Source organism: Paenibacillus sp. FSL K6-2862 (assembly GCF_038005125.1).
GTDB lineage: Bacteria > Bacillota > Bacilli > Paenibacillales > Paenibacillaceae > Paenibacillus > Paenibacillus illinoisensis_A.
The window spans coordinates 3,507,995-3,526,880 of record NZ_JBBOSN010000001.1 but is presented as its reverse complement, the minus strand read 5'-3'; the positions used below and the strand labels follow the sequence as shown (position 1 = coordinate 3,526,880).

Annotated in this window: 21 protein-coding genes; 15 read left to right on the top strand and 6 right to left on the bottom strand. The window is 40.8% G+C overall.

From position 1 onward, the window contains the following. The first annotated feature begins 903 nt into the window (after positions 1-903). Positions 904-2,982 (top strand): immunoglobulin-like domain-containing protein, encoded by a 2,079-nt coding sequence (locus tag MHB82_RS16005; RefSeq protein ID WP_341175250.1) that lies wholly within the window; start codon positions 904-906, stop codon positions 2,980-2,982. A 265-nt stretch (positions 2,983-3,247) separates the two neighbouring features. Here MHB82_RS16005 and MHB82_RS16000 read toward each other — a convergent pair whose 3' ends face one another. Next, positions 3,248-4,195, bottom strand: a complete 948-nt coding sequence (locus MHB82_RS16000) for an NAD(P)-dependent oxidoreductase (protein WP_341175249.1) — start codon at positions 4,193-4,195, stop codon at positions 3,248-3,250. Between the two features lie 272 nt (positions 4,196-4,467). Between MHB82_RS16000 and MHB82_RS15995 the strand changes: the two genes are divergently transcribed. The 6 genes from MHB82_RS15995 (at position 4,468) to MHB82_RS15970 (ending at position 8,670) form a co-directional block, all read left to right on the top strand. Further along, positions 4,468-5,019: a dihydrofolate reductase family protein gene (locus tag MHB82_RS15995; RefSeq protein ID WP_110757710.1), complete on the top strand. Its 552-nt coding sequence runs from the start codon at positions 4,468-4,470 to the stop codon at positions 5,017-5,019. A gap of 15 nt (positions 5,020-5,034) precedes the next feature. Further along, positions 5,035-5,202 carry a hypothetical protein gene (locus tag MHB82_RS15990; RefSeq protein ID WP_176475940.1) on the top strand — a complete coding sequence of 56 codons (168 nt, stop codon included), beginning with the start codon at positions 5,035-5,037 and terminating at the stop codon, positions 5,200-5,202. 374 nt (positions 5,203-5,576) lie between these two features. After that, complete coding sequence (locus MHB82_RS15985) at positions 5,577-5,945, top strand: VOC family protein (protein ID WP_095357857.1); 369 nt, start codon at positions 5,577-5,579, stop codon at positions 5,943-5,945. Between the two features lie 278 nt (positions 5,946-6,223). Continuing rightward, positions 6,224-6,784, top strand: a complete 561-nt coding sequence (locus MHB82_RS15980) for an XRE family transcriptional regulator (RefSeq protein ID WP_341175248.1) — start codon at positions 6,224-6,226, stop codon at positions 6,782-6,784. 217 nt (positions 6,785-7,001) lie between these two features. Continuing rightward, complete coding sequence (locus tag MHB82_RS15975) at positions 7,002-8,246, top strand: CynX/NimT family MFS transporter (RefSeq protein WP_341175247.1); 1,245 nt, start codon at positions 7,002-7,004, stop codon at positions 8,244-8,246. Further along, the gene (locus MHB82_RS15970; RefSeq protein ID WP_341175246.1) at positions 8,239-8,670 is read left to right on the top strand and encodes a universal stress protein; all 432 of its coding nucleotides are present in this window, start codon (positions 8,239-8,241) and stop codon (positions 8,668-8,670) included. Before MHB82_RS15975 ends, MHB82_RS15970 begins: the two co-directional genes overlap by 8 nt. A 241-nt stretch (positions 8,671-8,911) precedes the next feature. On the opposite strand, the gene MHB82_RS15965 is transcribed toward MHB82_RS15970, so the two are convergent. From MHB82_RS15965 to MHB82_RS15955, 3 genes are read right to left on the bottom strand one after another with little or no spacing between them, the layout of a single operon-like run. Continuing rightward, positions 8,912-9,364, bottom strand: coding sequence for a hypothetical protein (locus MHB82_RS15965; RefSeq protein ID WP_341175245.1), 453 nt, complete (start codon positions 9,362-9,364; stop codon positions 8,912-8,914). A gap of 36 nt (positions 9,365-9,400) precedes the next feature. Continuing rightward, positions 9,401-9,847, bottom strand: a complete 447-nt coding sequence (locus MHB82_RS15960; RefSeq protein ID WP_095357862.1) for a hypothetical protein — start codon at positions 9,845-9,847, stop codon at positions 9,401-9,403. A 28-nt stretch (positions 9,848-9,875) separates the two neighbouring features. Beyond that, positions 9,876-10,298 (bottom strand): hypothetical protein, encoded by a 423-nt coding sequence (locus MHB82_RS15955; protein WP_095357863.1) that lies wholly within the window; start codon positions 10,296-10,298, stop codon positions 9,876-9,878. Between the two features lie 304 nt (positions 10,299-10,602). On the opposite strand from MHB82_RS15955, the gene MHB82_RS15950 reads away from it, so the two are divergent. Further along, the gene (locus MHB82_RS15950; RefSeq protein ID WP_095357864.1) at positions 10,603-10,734 is read left to right on the top strand and encodes a sporulation protein YjcZ; all 132 of its coding nucleotides are present in this window, start codon (positions 10,603-10,605) and stop codon (positions 10,732-10,734) included. 116 nt (positions 10,735-10,850) lie between these two features. On the opposite strand, the gene MHB82_RS15945 is transcribed toward MHB82_RS15950, so the two are convergent. Further along, positions 10,851-11,204 carry a winged helix-turn-helix transcriptional regulator gene (locus tag MHB82_RS15945; RefSeq protein WP_341176646.1) on the bottom strand — a complete coding sequence of 118 codons (354 nt, stop codon included), beginning with the start codon at positions 11,202-11,204 and terminating at the stop codon, positions 10,851-10,853. Positions 11,205-11,431: 227 nt separating this feature from the next. Between MHB82_RS15945 and MHB82_RS15940 the strand changes: the two genes are divergently transcribed. From MHB82_RS15940 to MHB82_RS15925, 4 genes are all read left to right on the top strand, one after another. Next, a complete protein-coding gene (locus MHB82_RS15940; protein ID WP_341176645.1) occupies positions 11,432-12,523 on the top strand; it encodes an NtaA/DmoA family FMN-dependent monooxygenase in 1,092 nt (363 codons plus the stop codon). Positions 12,524-12,544: 21 nt separating this feature from the next. Beyond that, positions 12,545-13,285 carry an oxygen-insensitive NADPH nitroreductase gene (gene nfsA, locus MHB82_RS15935; RefSeq protein ID WP_341175244.1) on the top strand — a complete coding sequence of 247 codons (741 nt, stop codon included), beginning with the start codon at positions 12,545-12,547 and terminating at the stop codon, positions 13,283-13,285. A 140-nt stretch (positions 13,286-13,425) separates the two neighbouring features. Then, positions 13,426-14,157, top strand: coding sequence for an NADPH-dependent F420 reductase (locus MHB82_RS15930; RefSeq protein WP_341175243.1), 732 nt, complete (start codon positions 13,426-13,428; stop codon positions 14,155-14,157). A 238-nt stretch (positions 14,158-14,395) separates the two neighbouring features. After that, the gene (locus MHB82_RS15925) at positions 14,396-14,836 is read left to right on the top strand and encodes a MarR family winged helix-turn-helix transcriptional regulator (protein WP_341175242.1); all 441 of its coding nucleotides are present in this window, start codon (positions 14,396-14,398) and stop codon (positions 14,834-14,836) included. Between the two features lie 510 nt (positions 14,837-15,346). On the opposite strand, the gene MHB82_RS15920 is transcribed toward MHB82_RS15925, so the two are convergent. Then, positions 15,347-16,915: an FAD-dependent monooxygenase gene (locus MHB82_RS15920; RefSeq protein WP_341175241.1), complete on the bottom strand. Its 1,569-nt coding sequence runs from the start codon at positions 16,913-16,915 to the stop codon at positions 15,347-15,349. 121 nt (positions 16,916-17,036) lie between these two features. Between MHB82_RS15920 and MHB82_RS15915 the strand changes: the two genes are divergently transcribed. The 3 genes from MHB82_RS15915 (at position 17,037) to MHB82_RS15905 (ending at position 18,858) form a co-directional block, all read left to right on the top strand. Continuing rightward, entirely contained in the window at positions 17,037-17,663 is a 627-nt protein-coding gene (locus MHB82_RS15915) for a TetR/AcrR family transcriptional regulator (RefSeq protein WP_110757685.1), read from the top strand. 337 nt (positions 17,664-18,000) lie between these two features. Beyond that, entirely contained in the window at positions 18,001-18,561 is a 561-nt protein-coding gene (locus tag MHB82_RS15910) for a hypothetical protein (protein WP_341175240.1), read from the top strand. A gap of 147 nt (positions 18,562-18,708) precedes the next feature. Next, complete coding sequence (locus MHB82_RS15905; protein WP_341175239.1) at positions 18,709-18,858, top strand: hypothetical protein; 150 nt, start codon at positions 18,709-18,711, stop codon at positions 18,856-18,858. Positions 18,859-18,886: the final 28 nt, after the last annotated feature.

The window sequence follows — 18,886 nt, the reverse complement described above, 5'->3', positions numbered from 1 at the left end:
TATAAAGAAAGCAGTTAAATTCGTAATTAAAAATGTGTGATTGGTAATGATTTCCGTGGTATGGACTCCTACTATTCAGGTTGTAGTGGCCGATATTCTTTTAGATTTATGAAACAAGTGGAATACAACATTTATAGGGCTACTCTTAGTTTCAGAGCGTTTTTAGACATTAAAGAGACAAACAAATATACAGATAAGAACTACAGAGACTATAAATTGTTTTTTACATTACACCTTAATTTTGGTAAAATAAACCTTTCTTTTATAACACACCGGATCCTACGTGGAAAATCACTTTAAAGAGGAGGGCTATGCCAATTGGAATTAAGATTTGGGAACGTTGCTATTCTTCTTCCTCCTTTATACATTACGATTATCGGGATCGTTTTTATATTCTTGTTAATCAGGTGGAGCAAACAATTGGAAACAAGACGTTTTACCGTTTTCTTTTACTTTTGGATCAGTACGTTCATTACACCAATTTATTCCCATAATACAACAGAAGGTGTTTTTAAGTTATCGATACCCATTGGATTTTTATTGATTTTATTATACCTGTCGAGCAGCAAAAGATACCATCCATCTAAAATGAAAGCAAGTCTTCTAGGACTTTCCATAGCGCTGTACCAGCTAATTCTTCAATACGTTGGATAGATGCTGATATCTAATGAAGGTAGAATTTACTATGCCTCACATCCGCTCAAAGCGAAAAACGGCGTACTTATGTTCATATCTACATCGGATCTCTGCCAAATCATTACTAAGCAGATACAAACCGTTTATATATTTTTCGTATTAGATCTCTTATAATGTTCAGAATTTGTTCAGTGAGCCTTGTTATACTAAAGCGAATTTATTTCATTTTTCTGAGTCATTATATAACATCTTATGGAGGTCTTCTGCTTGAAACTGAACAAAAAAACGTCATTATTTCTTTCGGTTCTTCTGTTATCGCCTATGGTATTGCCACCGGCTAGTATCCACAATTTTTATGGAGCAGGCAATATTGCCTTTGCCGCTGAACCACAGGCTAATTCAATCTATATTGTAGGACCATTTGAATTTTCGCCTAATCATGACTTACAACTGACGGCAAATGGCATGATGAACAATGGCACCATTACAGATATCAGTTCAACAGCTACTTGGAATTCAGATAACGAAGCGGTTGCAACTGTATCCCCCGGAGGAATTGTGACAGGGGGAACGGAGGGTAAAGCCAATATTACTGCATCACGTGATGGGAAAGTTTCGAGTGCGTTCCCTGTCACAGTAACTTGGGCAACATACCAAAAGTTACAAGAAACTAAGGATTCATTAGAACTACCATTTACCGGTGGTCAGACTAAGGATAAAGTAACCTCAAGAATTAATTTGCCTACTCAAATGGAGAATGTATTTTTGTCATGGTCTTCATCTGATACAACGATTATTGCAAACGACGGTAACGTTAAACGTCCTCCATATGTTGGTGGAGATAAGCAGGTTACACTTACGGCTACACTTCGAGCTGGAACTGAAGTGCCAGTAACGAAGGAGTTTATCCTTAACATTGTCAAAGCAGAACCTACACCAGAGGACAAGCTTCGTGAAGCCTTAGATGAGTTACAGATTACTTATTATTATGGAGACACGGCCGATGGGGTTAGAAGTTCAGAGGTAGGCTTGCCTACAGGAGGGAAATATGGATCATCCATATCTTGGATATCAAGCGATCCTTCCATCATTAGTTCCGGTGGTAGAGTGTATCGGACGCTAGATGATATAGATCATGTAGTTAAATTGACTGCAAGAGTGTATGTGGATGGTGTGTTTGAAACTCGTGATTTCTTCGTAAACGTTAGATATATCAATAGAGATAAAATCATTACTTCATTCTCGCTGGATAACCATGTTGGGGTTATAGATGAAGATAAAAAGACAATAACGTTCGATATACCTAGGGGTGCGTCTGATCAATCCATGATTGTTACGTATACTGCAAAAGCATTACAGGTTCTCGATAATGGTATTATGATGACTAGTGGCGTATACAAAATATATCCGTTCTTCATTGAAAATTACAGTGTTACTGCTTCAGATGAATTGCTGAACCCTGTTCACTACAAGTTGATTTTTGCAGGCGAATCTACAACACCAGTGCCGTTACCGACACCAACACCAGTGCCGTCACCGACGCCAACACCAGCGCCGTCACCGACACCAACACCAGCGCCGTCACCGACACCAACACCAGCGCCGTCACCGACACCGACACCAGCGCCGTCACCGACACCGACACCAGCGCAGTCACCGACACCGACACCAGCACCGTCACCGACGCCAGCATCGGAACCAACGCCGGCACCGACAGCAACTGATGGTGGTTATAAGAAAGATATATTTAAACCTGGAACTAGTGCAACACAGATTCTAGAATCAAAAATTAATAATGCTCTTGAAAATCAAGGCAACCCATTTAGCCCGGTTGATATTAAAAACCATTGGGCTGAACAGACCATTGATATTTTCACTAAGTTGAACATTATTAAAGGTTATGAAGACAAGACGATTAGACCTAATCAAGATATGTCCCGTGGTGAGTTCGTAGGGATATTATCACGTATTTTCGATGTTGGTGGGACGAAGCAGGTTACTTTAAAAGATATTAAAGATCATTGGGCAGAAGACGCCATTGTACAGTTTACACAAGCAGGTATTATTAGTGGAAACGGCAATGGAACATTCAAACCAAATAAGGCAATTACACGCGAAGAGATGGCCATGATCCTATCTAAGATCGTTGATTTCCAAGGGGTAACCCAAAACAAGATTGATCATTCCAATCCAATTCAAATGGTAGCCCAAGCGGGTGTTATTCAAGGGAATGGAAATGGGGAAATCAATGCTAAAGGCACAGCCTCAAGAGCGGAAGCATTGCAACTCATCCTTAACACTTTAAAGTTAAACTCCAAAATTAAAACGATGCTTGAACTTTTATAATCAAGTGACTAAGAACAAAAAGCGCCCTGATTCGTAGGGCGCTTTTTTTAAACTAACTCTAACAAATAGGATATCCTAGCGTCTAAAGAGTCTTATATCTCAAAGAACAACATCTGCACTTGCCCATTGAGATTGAGGACATTGTTAGGTCAGCAATGAGTTCGAATCGTGGAGGTAAGAAGAAGATGAAATTCGCAAATGCCAAGCCAAGAACACGAGTATTTACTCGAACTGCGTCCGATAGCCCATTTTTATTGCACGAAAGCTACAATATCTGATTAAGCTTGCTTTCAGGCTCTTCACCATTTTCAACACGTTTTATATTCTTTATAAAGAAATCATATCTATTTTTATGAAATTTCCGACCATCAGGCAATCCTGCTGTGTGGGGGGTGAGTATTACATTACCCAGATTCCTGAGGTCACTGTCCATAGGAAGCGGTTCAGATTCAAACACATCCAAACATGCACCTGCAATGTCCCCGTTTTTTAATGCATCAATCAAGTCTCTTTCGTTGACAATCCCGCCGCGGGCTGTATTGATAAAAAGTGTAGTATTCTTCATTTTCTTGAACACCGCTTTGTTGATCAGTTGTTTGGTTTGCTGATTCAAAGGAATATGTACAGTGACGATGTCCGATGTGCTTACAAGAGTATCGAAATCCGTCATTTTTACAAAACCACCCGATTGTACATTGGCATTTCTTGCATAAGCAAGCACATTCATATCAAAAACCCTGCAAAACGCAGCTACCTTTTTTCCGATAGCGCCCAAACCGATAATCCCAATCGTTTTGCCCTTTAATTCACTCCCTGTATAGTCCAATTGATTTTCATCCATCTTGTTTTTCATGAACGAATCAAGAAACGGTATGTTTTTATAAAAGGACATTATCATTGCCATTACGTGCTCGGCCACTGCCTGTGCATTCACCCCTGCAGCATTAGCGACCCAAATGCCAAGCTGTGTGCAGGCAAGAATATCTACATTATCAAATCCTGCACCCGTCTGTACCAATTTTAATTTTTTTGCGGCAGAAAGCAGGCTGTGATCCACTTTAATATGTTCAGGGATGATTACCTGGCAATCTTCAATATGATGCAGCATTTCTTGTCCGGGCGGGACAATAACAACGTTCCAGTCTTGTGGAAAATACCTTGAAATAGTTGATTTTGAGGTTTCGCTAAAATAGCCAACGATGAGAATCTTCATTGTTAAACCACCTTTCATAACCTGTTTTTAGCAATATCTTCGGAAAACGCGGTATCAAACAATTTTAAACAAAAAGTAAAATGTTGTAAAACTCAACTAAAGCCCCCCGATCCACTGCCATGATCAGCTGAATCGTATTCTAATGGAGAAGGACACCTTAGGAAATAAAATCTGTGATGACCGAAAGAATAATAGATCTGCTTTAAATGCGACATAATTTGACGTAATTAAGATTTATAATGGTGTTACATTAAAGAAAGGAGCAGCAAAATATGAAACGAAAAATAATTTTAGATTTGGCGGTTACGCTAGATGGTTTTATTGAAGGCAAGAATGGTGAAGTTGATTGGTGCATTATGGATGCAGAGATGGGGTTCGATCAGTTTTTAAATCAAATTGATACCATTTTATTTGGGAGAAAAAGCTATGATTTATGGGGGAATTTCACTCCAGAAGAACCCACGGATTCCGATAAAGAATTATGGGGATTATTTCATAGTAAAGAGAAATATGTCTTTTCTAGGACACAAATGGGGAAATACCATAAAGCAATATTCATAAACGATCGTATTTCTGAAGAAGTAAATAGATTAAAAAGTATGCCTGGTAAAGATATCTGGCTATATGGTGGAGCAAGTCTTATTACAACTTTTATCAATTTAGGGCTTGTTGATGAATTTAGATTATCAGTCCACCCTGTTGTTTTGGGAGAAGGAAAACCACTGTTTGTTGATATAAAACAGAGGTTGAATTTAAAAATGGTGAATACGAGAACGTTCTCTTCGGGTGTTGTACAACTAATTTATCATTTAGATGAAAATTAAATCCGAGGTGAGGCTATGAACGTCAATGAAATCATCATTGAAGGAGCACGCGAAAATAACCTGAAAAACGTGAGTGTGCGCATTCCGAAACGAAAAATCACGGTCTTCACCGGTGTTTCGGGTTCAGGCAAATCCTCTCTGGTCTTTGACACTATCAGCGCCGAAGCTCAGCGGCAGCTTTGAATTAACGTTCATCAATCACTACAGAAATCGGTACAAGTTCGTGTTCCGTAACAAGGACAAGAAGAACTTGTGCCTTTTCGTGTCCGACAACCTGAAGCTTACCAAGACCAGGTAAGAAAAGAAATCAAAAATTGAAAAGTGCTACTGACATACTGTTGGCAGTAACGGGTTTATATAATCGAGACATACAAAGTGAGAGAGAGGTTATTTACATGACTTTATAATAAACGAAGGGTGCACAGAGGGAGGATGACCTACACTTTTTCAAGGCGATGGCGAATGATCCACGAGAGAGCGAGTTAAGAGTACCATTGAGAAATAAATTACAACAAATAACATAACAACCCCTAATAACAAAGGAGGACATAAACATTATGTCAGCAATTGGACCCGACTTCATTTCACTTCAAGTGAGTAATCTTGAAAGCTCTGCAGAATTCTATCAAAAATATCTTGGACTGGTTCGCTCACAGGCAGGACCACCTCATGCGGTAGTCTTTGAAACAAAGCCTATTGCATTTGCCCTTCGTGACTTAATGCCAGGAGTAGAGCTCGGTTCAGGTAGTCAGCCTGGACTTGGTGTCGCTCTGTGGCTTCAAGCCCCTGATACGCAAGAAATCCACGACAAGCTTGTTGCAGCAGGCGTAAAAATCACATCTGCACCAATCGATGGACCATTCGGGCGAACCTTTACATTTGCAGACCCAGACGGTTACTTAGTTACCCTTCACAGTAAAGCCTGATATGAAAGTGTACCTAGCTTAACAATACGGATAACTTTTCATGTCACATTGAGCCAATTGGTTATTACAACATGAAGAGCTTATTCCCGTAATCTGTATTCTCCCCATACAGTAGACAGGTGAAATAATCCAGCCTGATACTGTGAGGGGAGTTTTTTCATATTGATGAATCCCAGCGATCCAGCAACACCTCTTCCTTGGAACGTGAGGGAAGTATGGAAAAGCATTCAGATAAACAATATACTAGCTATAACAGTTTTTGTTGAGGTGAATATTTAATGGATGAAGTCAATGAATCAAAACAAATGGTATTACAAATGGGCAGTGCCTTGAAAAAGTACAGAAAAGAAAACAATATGAGCTTGGATGACTTAGCGGAATTAACAGGCGTAAGCAAACTTACTCTGGGCAATATCGAACGTGGCGAAACAAATCCCACTTTGGCGATGATATGGAAAATTTCAAAAGGTATATCTTTACCGCTATTGGCGTTGTTCCAATCAGAAGACCCTGTGAGTTTGTATCGAGCAGGCGAAGGACTGCGATTTTCTAATGATCAAAAAAATTGGATCATTGAACCCGTCTTTAAAAGCAACGGTATTGAAATGTGTCGGGCTTACTTACAGCCGAAGAGCTCGTATCACCCTGAAGGCCATCATGTGAATACAACTGAAATTGCAACAGTAATGACGGGTTCCATTGAAATTCAAGTCAACGAAGAGATTCATACATTGAATCAATATGATACGATCAGTTTTCGTGCAGATAGTCCTCACTCTTACACCAATCATACGAATAGCGAGACAGTGCTCCATATCTCCTTAAAGTATGGTTTCTAAAAATCAAAATTTTACTTATCATACAACTCCGAATTCTATGACGGGAATTCAGAGTTGTATTTTTGTTTCTATACGATTTAAAATATATTATAGAATACTTATTGTAAATAACAATATATTATAATATACTTTTGTTGTCCGCGCGGATGATATTGCCTCTTTTTTCAATCAGCAGGAAACAAACCATACGTATGAATACAGAAAGGAGAATTGAAGAATGCCGAACCCACAAAATAAAAAAACCATACCATCCTCTATAGGATTTATCATTCTCGGCATTATTGTGATTGCAGCTAATTTACGTACTCCCTTAACCTCGGTCGGGCCTTTAGTGAGTCTCATAAGGGATGACGTTCAAATTTCAAATACATTAGCCGGCCTCATAACAACGCTACCCTTACTTGCCTTTGCTTTATTATCGCCTGTAGTACCCAAATTAGGACGAATGTATGGGGTTGAACGCATCATTTTGATTGCACTCATATTTCTGACGGTTGGTATTGTAATACGTTCTTTATCTGGCGCAGCTAATCTGTATATTGGGACTGCAATTCTTGGGTTCGCAATTGCGATATGTAATGTATTATTGCCCAGTATTATCAAAAGGGATTTCCCAAATAAAATAGGTTCCATGACAGGGCTTTACTCCATTTCAATGAGTTTATGTGGAGCAATTGCATCAGGAATCAGTGTACCGCTAGCCGTGAACGCAGGTTTAAAATGGCAGGGAGCATTGGGAATATGGGGGATTCTAAGTTTCCTATCGATCCTTTGTTGGTTACCCCAATTAAGAAATCAAACAAGGCAAACAGCGACGACGAGCCAACAGAAGGACCGTAACGATGTGAATGTTTGGCGTTCCCCTCTTGCCTGGCAAGTAACCTTGTTTATGGGTATACAATCTATGGTTTTCTATGTGTTGATCGCGTGGTTGCCTGAAATTTTAAAGCAACAAGGAATCGACTCCAACCAATCCGGATGGTACCTCTCAATCATGCAGTTAGCCATGCTTCCATTTACATTTCTTGTCCCCGTTATTGCTGGGCGTATGTCTAGCCAACGTTTGTTAGTGGTCATCACAACCACTTTGCTTTTGACGGGAACGCTCGGACTTCTTTATGGAAGTTCCGATATCATATTATTGTGGATCATAATACTCGGAATCGGGGGAGGCTTTGCCTTTAGTTTGTCCATGATGTTTTTTGGATTACGTACTGAAAATGCGCATCAAGCAGCCGAACTGTCAGGCATGGCGCAATCGATCGGATATCTTCTTGCCGCAGTCGGTCCTGCCCTTATAGGATATCTGCATGATGCGACAAACAGTTGGAAACAGCCACTTTTCATTCTGCTTGGTGCTTCGGTCTTACTCTTTTTAGTTGGTATAGGAGCCGCAAGAAACCGTTTTGTAGGTAACCGATATAGCTACGAGCTGCACGGAAAGGAAGATAAAAATGTTTGAGAACATTATGGTGGCCATTGATCAAGATGAAATAACAAACAAAATCCTCGATGCAACCATTGAAATAGCCCGAAATAAACCAACTCAAGTTACCTTGATTATTGTCAGCCAGGAATATGTGTCGAATGGCATGACATATGTACCAGAGAATTTCTTGGAAGAAATATTGAACGAAATAGAGAAAGCGAGTTTGGAACAATTACAACAAGGCAAATCCAAATTAGAATCTGCGGGAATTAACCCGAAAACAGTTCATCTTAAGGGAAACCCCGCACATGAAATATTAAGATATGCAAGGGATACTGAGCAGCAACTCATTATTATTGGAAGCCGTGGGCTAAGCGGCATAAAAGAAATAATGCTTGGAAGTGTCAGCCACAAGGTTTCACAGCTGGCAATTTGCCCAGTTCTCATTGTTCATTAACTCCTCTGTACTGCAGAGATGATGCATTGATAATACTAACGGGGAATGATAACTCAATACTGATTAGAAAGCAGCTGATCAATGTGATCAGCTGCTTTTCGTTAAACTAACAGGAAGAATATTTTTATTTTGATTTAAATTTGCACTTATTCTGAAGTGGTACTTATCATATTATTGTAGAGCTTGTACAGCTAATTTGGCACAACAGACTAACGTAACTTAGCTATACGTTTTCGTAACCTTAATCATCTGAATACATCGTTGCATTAAAACTTTCTGGTCCCAATCTGACGTTATTTACACTAAATAAAGGATTGTAAGTGAATACTGCGTAAGCTGAATAGATGATTTGTCCACTTCCCGAAGTGGGAACATTGTATTCTGAGCCCGTAAAGCTGAATACACACGGACTAAAGAATTCGTTAGCAATTACTATCGTACCAGCACGATAAACCAGCTGCTGTGAGGCTCCTAATCCCCGGTATACATCGATAACAAGATTTCCGTTAATAGGCAAATCATTGGCCGTAAGTTCGACTATACCGGAAAAAATGGTACGGACCGATGCACCTGGGTTATTTACTTGTAATCCTAATTGAGCAAAGAGTAAAGGAACTCCATTTGTAAAACTAGGCGTTAAAATGTTTCGTCCATTGGAGCCTTGAGAAGTACGTGCATCTAGCGTTTTGACCATGGTAGTCCTCCTCTCTTATTTAGGAGTGGATCGACTTCAATCATCACTATATGCAACGGCATTGAAACATTCCGGCCCCACACGTGTAGCTACTTCGGATGATGAAACTGGAACAAAAGTGACATAACATGAATAGATCAATTGGCCAGATGGGGGAGCTGGAATGTTATAATCGGATCCTTCAAAGCTCGCTAAGATGCTTCCTTCCGAAGGAAACACAGGTTGTTGGACGACATAGACTGGAGTTCCTGAATTTGAAGCGGATCTATAAATTTCAAATCGAACGGCAGAAGGAATAGAAGACAAATTGGCAACAGAAATGCGATATGTGCCGTTAAATTGTGTGCGAATTAGTGGCCCTGGATTAAAGATATTGAGTCCCAGGATACCTACAAGAGTCGGCGTATTGGATGCAAGTGGAGCATTGAGTGGAGTAACACCGTTGGATCCGAGAGAAGTACGAGCATCTAGTGTACGTACCATGGCAATTCCTCCTATCAATAAACTTTCTTTAATCGGATACAAGAAATCCATCGAAGTTTTCCGGCCCCACACGCACGGTGCCTAATAGGTTGGAACTGATAAACGCCGTGTACGTCAATTGGGGAATGATAGGTGGATTGAAGTCGTTTCCTGAAAAAGTGATGACCTGTGGCGCTAAGACGCTTAGCCCAAATGTAGCCGTGGCAGAATAGACTGCAGGGTCAGTTGCAAGGGTTCCTCTTACGACTCTAATCGTTATTCCAGCAAGAGCTAACGGAAGTGTAACGGAAACCGTTCCTTTAAACTGAACACGTGGGTTTGTCCCAGCACCTGCTGTCAGTAGACCAATCTGTCCGAATAACTGAGGCGTATTAATAACTAGAATGGGTACAGAGATAGAGTTAGCTAAACTTGCGTTTTGCGATGTTCGAGCATCCAAAAATGTTGTCATGAGATACTCACCTCCTAACGTTGTAGACATAGCATAATATATGTAAAACCTGATAGATTGCATGGATGAAGTGGCTATCAATTAAAAAAGGGCAATTACCAGTCAAATAACTGCAGAGTGATTCGATGGGATGGTCAGTTTGAAGAACAACCTACTATGTGTGCAGGTATGATAAAGAAGATTCCCATTCATAGTTGATCGAAGAAGGCTTACCAATTGGTTGGTCGCCTTTTTTTTATAGAGCCTTGTCAAAATGGATATACCTGAATAATCTATCCCATACCACAAAGAGGGGGATGGAAGCATGAGTGAAGTTGGATATGGTAACGGTAATGTAGGAGGAGTAAGTGGAGGTTATGGTGGCTTTACGTCCATTGGGGCAATACTCGTACTCTTTATTTTATTGGTCATTATCTCCAAGGCTTTCTTAGTGTAAGAGTTCACTTTTTACTTTTCCCGCCAGACTTTACTGGCGGTTTTTTTGATTTGTTTACGTTCGTTGTATATCGATAAAAACTAGAAAAGTCACCTTCGAAACAACGTCCATTCAAATTACCTGTTTCCACCGAATTCTTTACCGAAGTCCTTCATCTTTTCAAGGATTGGAAGTAACTTCATTCCCTTTTCTGTCAAAGAGTACTCGACTCGTGGAGGAACTACCGGATAAACATCACGTTGAATAACGCCATCATTCTCTAATTCCTTAAGCTGCTTGGTAAGCGAGCCTTGAGAGAGATCTCCAAGAAATTTTTTGATGTCTGAATAACGACGTGTTTCATTTTTTAGATACCATAATATAAAATACTTCCAGCGTCCGGAAAGAAGATTCTGCGTAAAGGCTATCGCGTACATATCACTATTTTCATTGATAAACTCTTGTTCAAATCCTTCATTACAAACCCGCATTGACATCATTCCTATTCTATAGGTACAGAAAAATGTACTATGTTCATTTAAATTGCCCTCTGTGCAAACGAAACGATTGCACTTATGCTTGAGTCAACAACCAAAATGAATCCATTTAATATTGTTCTAAAAGAAAGAAGAATAATTTTATGGTTTTATATTTAGCATGCTAAGTAATTATTATATTTTTTAATGTCATAGTTAGCAAGCTAAATACGTTGGCTCTAATGGCCGTAGCCCGAGAAACGAAACACATTGGACTTGTTGCTACACTCTCTACGACATTCAACTATCCATACAACATTGCGCGTCAGTTCAAAGCACTGGATGTAATTAGTCATGGACGTGTAGGTTGGAATGCGGTTACTACATCCGACCCCTCAGCGGCTGCAAATTTTGGTGCAAAAGTTGCCAACCGTAAAGAACGGTATGACAAAGCACATGAAAGTATACAAATTGTTCAGGCTTTGTGGGGGAGTTGGGAGTCGGATGCTTGGACACTTGATGTCGAAGGAGGACAATTCGCTGATATGGACAAAATCAAGCCAATTAACCTTCAAGGTCAATATTATGCTTCTCGTGGTCCTTTGCCAATTCCCCCTTCTGAACAAGGCCAACCTGTTATTTTTCAGGCGGGAGGAGGCGGTGAGGGATTAGAATTAGCCGGGAGATATGCCTCGGGCGTGTACGCGAATCCATATGATATCGAATCTGCTCGTGAACAAAGACAAGCGATTCGGCAAAGTGCCGTTCATTTTGGGCGAAAACCTGATGATATCAAGATGTTTGCGGGTTTTATGTTTTCGCTAGCTTCAACCGAAGAAGAAGCCTTGACACGTCGAAAACAGCTTATGAGCTTTAATCCTCAGGAGATTCCTAGTCGGGTAAGTTATCTCGGTTCAATGATCAGTTTACCTTTGTCGGTAAACTCGGTAGATATTGATAAACCACTACCTCCTGACTTGTTAAAAAATGCATATGCTCAACGAGTGGACCCACGTTCACCAAAAGCCTTGAAATTACTGCAGCAAGGGCTATCTGTTCGCGATGTTCTTGCTCATGGTGTCATTAATTATCATCCCGTCGTTGCAGGAACACCATCACAAGTTGCTGATTTTTTGGAAGAATGGTTTCTGGCTGAAGCGTGTGACGGTTTCTCAGTCGTCCCCGATATAGCTTTTGATGGTGTTGCGGATTTTGTAGAGCTGGTTGTACCTATCTTACAGGAACGTGGTCTGTTTCACACCGATTACGAAGGGAAAACCCTTCGAGAGAATATGGGCGTTCCATATGAATATGGGATGCGGGAATTGGAATAAACCATTAAAGGAGAGATTTTAATGAATCACACACTGGAGCTGCTTCATAATCATACATCGTTTCGTTCGTACACATCGCAACCCCTGGCTGAGGAACAAGTCGATGCGATCTTTAAGGCCGCCAGTCAAACTTCATCGTTCAGTCTTCTGCAAGCCGTGTCCATTATTCGTATCACGGATCCGGCTCTACGAAAAAAGGTGAGAAAGCTTTGTGTTGATCAACCTTATATTGAAGAAGCGGCAGAGTTTTGGATTTTCTGTGCCGATTTTAATCGAAACCATCAAATTGCTCCGGATGTAGATATCGAATATATTGAATTCCTCTTGATTGGTTCATTCGATACCGGGCTCATGGCACAAAATGCATTAACTGCAGCTGAATCCATGGGACTAGGCGGTGTTTTCATTGGTGCAGTTAGAGCTAATATTGAAGAATTAACAGAGTTGTTGGGCTTACCAAAGTATGTGATTCCCTTGGTAGGATTAAGCATAGGTAGCCCTAAGGGGAATAAACCTGAACTGAAACCTCGTCTGCCTCAATCTATGGTTTTACTTGAAAATCAGTATCAAGCACTCGATCAAGATAAATTGGCTAGCTATGACGAAACGATGTTGAAGTACTATGAGAATCGTCCGGTAAGAGCTCCTTTCACAGTGAAAAAAGTAACAGGATGGAGTGACCACATTCAGGATCATCTACAAAGAAGTATCCTACCTCAAATGATGGACTATTTGAACAAACAAGGATTTGCCAAAAAGTAACACCGCACAGCATATAGCTGACCATTTATGAATCCACTATAAAGTAAACTAACATTCATATTTACTTAGTCTGCTAACTAAATGAGGTATTACCCAAATATCAAACTCACAAAATAGAATTTCAAAAAGGAGCGAAAAAAATGAGATTCGGAATAATCGGGGCAGGCCCCATTGCTTTATCTATTTCAAAAAAGTTGGTGAATAATAACCATGACGTGAAAATTGCAGATGCTCGTGATATAGAACGATTGAAAGGGAAACCGATTAACGCTAAACCTGTAACGGTAGTAGATGTCATTTCCAATATTGATGTTCTCATCATATCTATTCCTCTTCATGCACTACCTACTATTCGTAGTGTAGTTGAAAAAGCGGCGGATGAAGTTATTGTCGTCGACACTTCCAATTATTATCCTCAAATGGGAGTGAAAATTGATGAGATCGAGAACGGGATGGTTGAAAGTGTCTGGGTTACAAAACAATTAGGCAGATCAATTATCAAAGCTTTTAACAATTTGTTAGCCTATACTTTAGAACATGAGGGTACACCGGAAGGTAGCAGTCATCGCATTGCGGTAGCTATTGCCGGTGATGACATTCAGCAAAAGCAAACCATGATGAGCATCGTCAGCGAATTAGGTTTCGATACGGTCGATAGTGGGAATTTAAATAATTCATGGAGACAGCAGCCAGGAACACCAGCATATTGCACAGAACTAACCAAAGAGGAATTAAATGAAGCACTTCAAAAGGCAAATAAAGAACAAGCCCCATTTCTACGGGACAAAGCTATGGAGAAGCTAATCACGGCTTCTGTTGGATATTCGCATAAAGAAATCATCACCCTAAATAGAGAAATGTATAATTCCTAAATCAATAACTCTGATACTAATTTAGAAGAAGCGGCAGATGGGGACACGCAATAATGTCTATCTGTCGTTTTTTTAAAATTTTGGTCACACACAGTACGATTTCCAGCATAGAAATTTGCTATAAATGATGTCTTTAGCACTAGAATAAGTTTAACTTGAAAGTACATTGACTCCTAAAATGACGTCGTGATACATTTAGTTTACTAAATATTAATTAGCATAAAGGGAGAGATAATACATGACAGATGCAGTAGACTGTGACATTCGACAGTCTTTAGATCGGATTTCCTCCCAAATGCGTCGAAATTATAGTGAATCACTGAGGGAACTTAATCTCTATGTAGGGCAAGATAATTTGCTGTATCGTCTGTGGATGGGTGACGGAGTAACACAGATGCAGCTATGTGAACACTTAAAATGTGAGCCTCCAACAGTAACAAATATGGTTAAATCACTGGAGCATAACGGATTTATATATCGTAAACGTGATGTACAAGATGCGCGAGTCATGCGTATTTATCTGACGGAAAAAGGAAGACAATTAGAAAAACCAGTTGATAAAAAGTGGAGAGAGCAACAAGAAAAATTGCTTCACTCCATACCTGAGGAAGACCGTCTGATATTAAGAAATCTGATGCAACAAATGGAGAAGAATATATCTGGTGGCAACCTTTGTTAAGTTATACGAGATTTTTGTCGCGAGACAAGAACATTGTTTTATTCCAAGTCGCTATTATAGCGGCTTTTTTGTTTTAAGGAACCAAGTTCTTGTCCCAAGCTGAAGACAAGAACATTGTACCATTGCCGAAATGAACAAGAACTTGGTGTCATATCGGATTAGATAATTATCCAAGTAGCGTCACGATGGAGATCATGTGACTAGATAAAAGCATGCTGATACGTGATTTCAGGGAACGGATGCGCCCCGTTTACACTTGGACATGCCACAATGAATTTGTCTATGAATTGTTTTCCCTGCACCGTTCAAGCCAAGAATCCATAGATTTCTCCTTTCTTAACGGAAATCGAAACGCGATCTACAGTGACTTTATTTCCGTATTGCTTTGTAAAGTTAACGGTTCGAATAATATCTTCCATAGTAACAGTCCTTCCATAACCTTAATTAAACGAATATAAGAGCCGGCAGCCATATGAGATGTTGGAACGAATTCCGCTGGCCTTGACCAAATCAATTCGCGCGATAAATGGAATTCAAGTAATTCGAAATCGATGCGGTATCATTAATGGAGGCCCGCAGTGCGATGTAACCGTCGGGACGAATCAATACGAATTCATTACTTGCTACATCGTAAATCCGATAGGCATTCCCAGCGGTATCTATTATGCCTTCCACTTTTTCCACATGAGATGGAAGGATGTAATGCACAAGGAGTTCGTCGTAGGCGAAGTTTTCCAAAGTAAGATGATCTGTGCGGTTTACAAAAGCCAAAAGCGTCCAATTTGGGCCACGCAGCAGGTCAAATACACTTCCTGCAAACCCAATACCTTGCAGACCCTCGGCATTAGGTGCACGATCGCCGGGCAATGAACGGGTAACATTCGTTCGAGCAGACGGGCGTGTAAGAGGACTTGACCGGTAGGAAATGAGAAGTCCACTCGTCAGATCGTCGGATATGGTACTCAAAGATTGGGACAATCCTCCGCCTTCAGTCGCTGTTCCTATGACCCCTTGCATCTTCTTCGTGCTGTCCTCAAGCACGGCTTGAGCTACTGGGCGGCGCTCCTCATCGTACGTGTCGAGTAAGGCGGAGTCCGCTCCGCGTATGACAGTCGCCAGCTTCCAGCCGAGGTTGTACGCGTCCTGCATCCCCGTATTCATGCCTTGACCGCCCGCCGGCGAATGGACATGAGCAGCATCGCCAGCGAGGAAGACCCGGCCATTGCGGTAAGATTCAACCATGCGAACGTTGACCCGGTAGATGGAAAGCCAGGAAGCATCCGTGAGCCGAACAAGTCCCGCCCCGGCCCGGCGGTCAAACATGGCTTGATATGCCACTAGTGATGGCTGCTCAGGTTCTTCGATATCTGCCGGAATTGTAGCCTGCAGCTGCCAAATATCGGATTTCGGCAGTGGTGTCACCCCAATCATCCCCTCCGAAGATGTCCAGATATGAATATGATCGCGATCCAACCCTTCCAATCGTACATCGCCAAGATACCATCGCTCCTGATCGTGTGTTTCCCCAACCAGCGGTAAGTGAATAAACTTGCGTATATTGCTTTTGCCCCCGTCAGCCCCGACGACATAACGAGCGCTAATGTGCTCTTCTCCTAGCGGTGTATTCAAGGTTACTGTCACACTATCCACATCCTGTTCAAGCCCTACAGCTTCCACGCCCAACTCGACTTGACCGCCAAGCGCCGCATAGCGGTCGCGCAATGCTTTTTCCACATCATACTGAGCAATCCAGACCGGATGACGATAGGGTGTCTCCAATTCTGCGCTGGCTGCAACGGTAATAGCAGGCTTATCGACACTCCTGCCATCTTCGGTATAGTAACGAACAGGCAAATCCACAACACCTGTGTCCATAATGTAACGAACGGCCTCCAAATCATCAACAACCTCAAGCGAGCGGGGCTGGATTGCTTTGGCACGAGACGCTTCGTTATATAAGGCGCTTCGTTCAATAATACGATGGTCGACGTTTCGACGGGCAAGGTCGCAGGCAAGTGTAAGACCTGTTGGTCCGGCCCCGACAATGAGAACATCAACAAAAGACTGAGCGTTTTTCATGGATAAATTCCTCCTTGATCATTAATAATGATAAATTACATCGATTATACTACACCGTGCAGTGTAGTTTGTAAAGTGGAACTCATTTTTGATAGTATACCTATAGGGGGGAAACATAAGGATGGATAATACGGAAAACAAAAAAATCCGCAAAGGCTCTTCAGACAAACGAGCCAAAATTATTGCGGCAGCACGAGATCTGTTTCTCTCAGATGGGTTTGATCGTTCCAGCGTCGATGCAGTCGCAGCTAAAGCGGGAGTTTCCAAACGGACCGTTTATGATTATTATGGCGACAAACAGAACCTACTGCTTGCCGTTGTGGAAGAAACCAGTGAGGCGGTTCTGGACATGATCAAGCAAGGGATATCAGACTACCTCTGGGATTTCGAGGATCTGGAGCAGGCGCTCATCTTATTCTGCGAACAATTCGTAGCTTCTGCGAATGGTTCGTCCGATTACAGCGCTTTGATCCGTCTGGTTACTATGGAAGCCGCCAACCTACCAGACTCGTTTTTAGAAAAGCTGGATAACGCAACGGAAGAGGGGATTATCAGGAGGTTTACCGAGTTTGGACAAACCGGACTACTTGATGTACCCGATCCTGTAATGGCTACAAAGCACTTCGCTGCCTTAACGTTTTTGTTGGTATTTGATCAACCGATAAAAGCAGGCGAATTGGAGGAAGAACAAACCAAACATATAATCACAGAAGGCGTACGTGTCTTTCTTTGCGCTTATGGAAAATAGCAGGGTAGAGAAGTAAGGAGATCAGTGTTCCTCTCGGGAAAGAAATCGTTGAGATGAGATATCAATCGTTCCCCAAAATAGCTCTTAAGTATAGTTATCAATAAGCAAATAAACTACATTGTGTGAAATCTCAAAATAATTTATTCATATGTAAAAATATCGAAACTTTAAAACTGTTAATTTTAATATTAACGGTTTTTTGTTGTAATATCGTCGTGGTATTGAGAAATGTCCATAGAAGAATATACAGCGAGTGTCGAGGGACAAGAACATGGTCCCATTGCAGGTTAGTTAAATTTAACAAGGGCATAATATTCTCAACGAGGAGGGAATGCCTTTGTTTAAATGGATAATTTCAATGATTTTCATTTTTATATTTTCTGTTGAGATCAACACTAACCAATACATTGCATCAGCTAAACCTGCGTTAGCGTTATCAAATGTTGAATTGGACAGGCTGAAACTTGTTGCAGACTTCAAAATATTCACACCTTCTTCCGTAGACCAAATCTATAGATTGGAAATTAAGGAACCATATCCGTTTATTCCAGGTCAATCCGTTTCAGAAGTTAGACTTCATTTCTTTGATGAATCAGGAAAGACATATTTATTTGGAATTGAAGAACATAAGGCGTTTGAATATAAAATAAACCGAGTAATTACTACCATTGATGTTCGTAAACAAACAAGTACAACCAGAACTGTAGTCGAGGATTTTAAGTTTAGTGAACGTGGTGAGAAAATTAACATGAATGGATTTGAAGGGCGTTATGAACCATGGGTCAACCATGTACCAGGTGGATACCTACGATGGGTCCACAATGATACTTTTATTGAAATTGACAGCGGAGAATTAACTAGAGAGGAAATGATCGCCTTAGCAAAATCAATGAAATGATTCAACTAACAGGGGAACTTTACTTCAATGTCGTGTAGGAGCCGGTCGGTCATAAGACGCCTATTTTTTCAGAACTTAAGAATAGGATTAGTAAATAAATTCGTCATATGATTTAGTTCAGGCTAGCTGGGAAAGGAGATTCACAAGTTGCCTACTTTAAAAGAATTCGACTTAGATATTCCTTACCCTAATAGAGAAGGAACACCTGAAGATTATGAAGCCAATTGGAGAAGAAAAAGAGTGCAATTCCGAGATGAAATACGTTGCATTGCTTCTCTTTACGAACGTTATTTTTGAAAATATAAAACGAATGATGCATGGAAGG

What these genes read in the sequence shown, in the direction of transcription:
- MHB82_RS15995 (WP_110757710.1), top strand. Translation starts at nt 4,468, where the DNA reads ATGAAACGAAAAATAATTTTAGATTTGGCGGTTACGCTAGATGGTTTT.
- MHB82_RS16000 (WP_341175249.1), bottom strand. Translation starts at nt 4,195, where the DNA reads ATGAAGATTCTCATCGTTGGCTATTTTAGCGAAACCTCAAAATCAACT.
- MHB82_RS15930 (WP_341175243.1), top strand. Translation starts at nt 13,426, where the DNA reads ATGAGATTCGGAATAATCGGGGCAGGCCCCATTGCTTTATCTATTTCA.
- MHB82_RS15945 (WP_341176646.1), bottom strand. Translation starts at nt 11,204, where the DNA reads ATGCGGGTTTGTAATGAAGGATTTGAACAAGAGTTTATCAATGAAAAT.
- MHB82_RS15970 (WP_341175246.1), top strand. Translation starts at nt 8,239, where the DNA reads ATGTTTGAGAACATTATGGTGGCCATTGATCAAGATGAAATAACAAAC.
- MHB82_RS15975 (WP_341175247.1), top strand. Translation starts at nt 7,002, where the DNA reads ATGCCGAACCCACAAAATAAAAAAACCATACCATCCTCTATAGGATTT.
- MHB82_RS15925 (WP_341175242.1), top strand. Translation starts at nt 14,396, where the DNA reads ATGACAGATGCAGTAGACTGTGACATTCGACAGTCTTTAGATCGGATT.
- MHB82_RS15920 (WP_341175241.1), bottom strand. Translation starts at nt 16,915, where the DNA reads ATGAAAAACGCTCAGTCTTTTGTTGATGTTCTCATTGTCGGGGCCGGA.
- MHB82_RS15980 (WP_341175248.1), top strand. Translation starts at nt 6,224, where the DNA reads ATGGATGAAGTCAATGAATCAAAACAAATGGTATTACAAATGGGCAGT.
- MHB82_RS15990 (WP_176475940.1), top strand. Translation starts at nt 5,035, where the DNA reads ATGAACGTCAATGAAATCATCATTGAAGGAGCACGCGAAAATAACCTG.
- MHB82_RS15950 (WP_095357864.1), top strand. Translation starts at nt 10,603, where the DNA reads ATGAGTGAAGTTGGATATGGTAACGGTAATGTAGGAGGAGTAAGTGGA.
- MHB82_RS15940 (WP_341176645.1), top strand. Translation starts at nt 11,432, where the DNA reads ATGGCCGTAGCCCGAGAAACGAAACACATTGGACTTGTTGCTACACTC.
- MHB82_RS15960 (WP_095357862.1), bottom strand. Translation starts at nt 9,847, where the DNA reads ATGGTACGTACACTAGATGCTCGTACTTCTCTCGGATCCAACGGTGTT.
- MHB82_RS15965 (WP_341175245.1), bottom strand. Translation starts at nt 9,364, where the DNA reads ATGGTCAAAACGCTAGATGCACGTACTTCTCAAGGCTCCAATGGACGA.
- MHB82_RS15955 (WP_095357863.1), bottom strand. Translation starts at nt 10,298, where the DNA reads ATGACAACATTTTTGGATGCTCGAACATCGCAAAACGCAAGTTTAGCT.
- MHB82_RS15985 (WP_095357857.1), top strand. Translation starts at nt 5,577, where the DNA reads ATGTCAGCAATTGGACCCGACTTCATTTCACTTCAAGTGAGTAATCTT.
- nfsA (WP_341175244.1), top strand. Translation starts at nt 12,545, where the DNA reads ATGAATCACACACTGGAGCTGCTTCATAATCATACATCGTTTCGTTCG.
- MHB82_RS15915 (WP_110757685.1), top strand. Translation starts at nt 17,037, where the DNA reads ATGGATAATACGGAAAACAAAAAAATCCGCAAAGGCTCTTCAGACAAA.